Here is a 3,591-nt window from a genome sequence, read left to right as displayed (position 1 = left end):
TTGGTGCAGCATCCAGGCGACGCCGGGCAGGCGCTGGAAAGAGAGTGCCTTGGCGAGGCCCGAGGTCGCGCCGTGCGCGGCGCTTGCTTCCGGCGCCTCGCGGGCGATCACGGCGAGTATGGTGTCGACCGGAACCTTGTCGTTGTACATCAGCGGCTCGGCCAGCGGCCGTCCGACCGCGTCGACTGGCAGCACGGTGCCCGACGTGCCGTCGACGGCGATCGAACGCACCGCCGCGCGATCGATGGCGGAGAGCAATTCCTTCAGCGTTGCCTCGACCGCCGCCCACCAGACGACAGGGTCGCGGCTGTTGGCGCCAAAGCGGTCGAGTGGAACGGCGGCGCGCGCGGCGATGGAAAAATCCGGGCGCATGGCGACGGCGCGCGCGCCGGAAGTGCCGATGTCGATGCCTATGGCCAATGGCGCCATGTCGCTGTCCTTCGCAACTGCCGGCCGCGTCGTGCTTTCCGCTCGAAATTCCTGCAAGGGAGCCGACGTCGGTATCGCAGATACGAGCGATCTACGTCAATCATGATCTTCTTTCGTCAGAAATGACTTTGCTCTCCCATCGGGCTTGAGTAAGTTACGCCAAGCGACATCGGGAGGAAAAGTTGAGCGACTCCGGCCGCCAGCGTCAGATCGTCGAGATCTTGCGGGATCGCCCGTTCGCCTCGGTGCGCGAGCTGCAGGAGCGGCTTGGCGTTTCGGCGGCGACGGTCCGGCGCGATATCGACAAGATCGACGGGGCTGGCGAGGCGCGCAAGGTCTATGGTGGCATCTCGGCGCTCGACGGTGTAGCCCAGGCCGGCATCGCCTATGCCAGGCCCTATGACGAGAACCGCGACCTCGCCGTCGAGGCCAAGCGGCGGATCGCCGCCCTTGCCGCGACCATGGTGCGCGACGGCGACGCGGTCATCGTCCATGGCGGCTCGACCTGCTTTCATCTCGGCGTCAGGCTCGCCGACCGCAACATCCGCCTGTTCACCAATTCCATGCCGCTCGCTGCCTATCTCAGCGACCATGGCAACTGCAGCCTGACCATCGCCGGCGGCGATCTTCACCGCGAGCCCGGCATCATCCACTCGCTCGCCCAGGCCGCACCTTTCTACGCCGCGAAGTTCTTCGTCGGCGCCCAGGGGCTCAGCCAGGAAGGCGTGCTGGAATCGCATCCGCTGTTGGTCCGCTCGATCGTCGATTTGAGCCTGTGCGCCGACCAGATCGTGGTGCTGGCCGACAGCCGCAAGCTGTCGATCCATGCCCGCAATGTCGCGCTGCCGCTGTCGCGCATCGGCACGCTGGTGACCGATGACGGCCTGTCCGACGCCGATGCGCGTATGCTGGAAGATGCAGGCGTCATGGTGCGGATCGCCTCCGCCTCGGGGGCCGTCCAGTGAAAGTGGCGGTGCTCGATTTCGGCAAGACCAATTCGAAGCTGTTCGTCTTCGGGGAAGACGGGCGCATTCTCGACGAGCGCCGCACGAGGCCGATCTGGACACACAGGGACGGCTTCAGCGTGCTCGACGAGGCGGCACTGCATGACTGGGCGCTCGCTGCCGTTAACGAAGCGGTCGACAGTCACGGCATCGAAGGGCTGATGGTGTCCGGCCATGGCTGCACCTTCGCCTTGGTCGATGATACGGCGCTCACGCACCCGATCCTCGACTACGAGCAGGAGCCGCCTGCCGAGGTCGCGGCGCGCATCGATCGCCGCATCCCGGATTTCTCCGAGACCTTCTCGCCGCGCTTGCCGCTCGGCTTCAACTATGGCCGCCACATGCTGTGGCTGAACGAGGTCGAGCCGGGCGCCTTCGCCTCGGCGACATCGATCCTCGGCTATCCGCAATATTGGAGCTGGCGTTTCGGCGGCCGCGCCGTCTCGGAAGTGTCCTATCTCGGCTGCCATTCGCATCTGTGGGCGCCGCGCCGGCGCGACTTCTCCTCGCTGGTCGACGCCGAGAGCTGGCTCGGCCGCATGCCTGCTTTCGCGCGCGCCGGCGCTGTCATCGGCGAGCAGCATTTCGGCAAGGCCGGCAGGCCGGTCGCCATCCACAACGGCGTCCATGACTCGAATGCCGCGCTCCATGCCTATCGCCGGCAGCAACTTGGTCCGCTCACAGCGGTCTCGACCGGAACCTGGGTGGTCGTGCTCAATCCCGACTGCCCGCTGGACGTGCTCGACCGCGACCGCGACATGCTGGTCAATGTCGATGTCGACGGCGGTCCGGTGCCGACCATCCGCTTCATGGGTGGGCGCGAATTCGCGGTGATCAGCGCCGGCTGGCAAGGCGCCATATCGCCGGCTTCGATACAGCGGGTGATCGACGCCGGCATAATGGCCCTGCCCAGCTTCGCGCCGGGCGGTCCGATGCCTGATCGCGTCGGCGAAGTGATCGGCGGCGCGCCCGACAGAGAAGAACGCGCTGCGGTGGCGCTGCTCTATGTGGCGCTGATGGTCGATCTGTCGCTCGACCTGATCCATTCCAAAGACACCGTCATCGTCGATGGCGGGCTGAACGCGGGCGGCCTGCTCGCCAGTCTGCTGGCGCAGCTACGGCCCGGCCAGCCCTTCCTGCAGGGCGCCACGCTGGAAGGCAGCGCCACGGGCGCCGCCGCTCTCGCCTTCGAGAGCGCCGGTCGAGGCATGGCCGCCGAAACGCCGGAGCCCGTTGATGCCGCGCACTTTGCCGGGTTAGCCGGCTATCGTGATCGCTGGCGAGATCTGGCAATCGGCGCCGAGAGCGACAGAAGCCAAACTGCGGCTCGCAAGATTTGAGCAGATGGAGACGATCATGGCGCGCATTGGAATCCATTCTTTCGTCTGGTCGGCGAGCTCGGCGCAGGCGGACCTCGAGCGCACGCTCGCCAACACGAAGGAAGCCGGCTTCGACCTGATCGAGTTCTCCTATCTCGATCCGGCCAATGTCGATATCAGTCGGCTTGCCCGGCGCATCGCCGATCTCGGCCTTGGCGTCGCGATCAGCATCGGCCTGCCGGCCGACGGCGATATATCGAGTGCCGACAAGGCTAGCGCCGCGCGCGGCGTCGACATCCTCAACCGCACCATCGCGCTCACCCGCGATCTCGGCGGCCAGAAGGTCGGCGGCATACTCTCGACCAGCCACGGCCTGCAGACCGAGGCGCCGACGCGCGACCAGTGGAACCGCAGCGCCGCAACGCTGGCCAAAGTGGCGGAGACGGCCAAGGCCGCCGGCGTCACGCTCAACCTCGAAATCGTCAATCGCTTCGAGAGCAATCTGCTCAACACCGCCGCGCAGGGGCTGGCCCTCATTGAGGACAGCGGTTCCGACAACATCTTCCTGCACCTCGATTCCTTCCACATGAACATCGAGGAGGCCGATGCCGGACTGGCCATCCGCAACGCCGCCGGCAAAATCGGCTATGTTCATATCGGCGAGAGCCATCGCGGCTTCCTCGGCACCGGCAGCATCGACTTCGCCGCGATCTTCGATGCGCTGACCGCCATTGGCTATAGCGACGACCTCAGCTTCGAATCCTTCTCCTCGGAGATCGTCGACGAGAACCTGTCGAAGAAGACGGCGATCTGGCGCAATCTGTGGACAGACAATATGG

4 protein-coding genes are annotated in these 3,591 nt (G+C 65.9%); 3 read left to right on the top strand and 1 reads right to left on the bottom strand.

Annotated features, from left to right (window positions below; genetic code table 11):
• The coding region (locus tag EN742_RS28175) for an FGGY family carbohydrate kinase (protein WP_245492409.1) at positions 1-429 on the bottom strand (429 nt) is incomplete at its 3' end.
• Between the two features lie 182 nt (positions 430-611).
• On the opposite strand from EN742_RS28175, the gene EN742_RS28170 reads away from it, so the two are divergent.
• From EN742_RS28170 to EN742_RS28160, 3 genes are all read left to right on the top strand, one after another.
• Positions 612-1,394 carry a DeoR/GlpR family DNA-binding transcription regulator gene (locus EN742_RS28170; RefSeq protein ID WP_126056873.1) on the top strand — a complete coding sequence of 261 codons (783 nt, stop codon included), beginning with the start codon at positions 612-614 and terminating at the stop codon, positions 1,392-1,394.
• On the top strand, positions 1,391-2,773 hold the full coding sequence (locus EN742_RS28165) for an FGGY-family carbohydrate kinase (protein WP_128333532.1): 1,383 nt from the start codon (positions 1,391-1,393) through the stop codon (positions 2,771-2,773). The genes EN742_RS28170 and EN742_RS28165 overlap by 4 nt, the downstream gene beginning before the upstream one ends.
• A 16-nt stretch (positions 2,774-2,789) precedes the next feature.
• Positions 2,790-3,591: sugar phosphate isomerase/epimerase (locus EN742_RS28160; RefSeq protein ID WP_148670310.1), on the top strand; the 802-nt coding region annotated here is incomplete at its 3' end.

It is taken from the genome of Mesorhizobium sp. M4A.F.Ca.ET.020.02.1.1, assembly GCF_004022645.1.
GTDB lineage: Bacteria > Pseudomonadota > Alphaproteobacteria > Rhizobiales > Rhizobiaceae > Mesorhizobium.
Note: the sequence above shows the minus strand (reverse complement) of the source record. Positions and strands in the feature narration are given on the sequence as shown.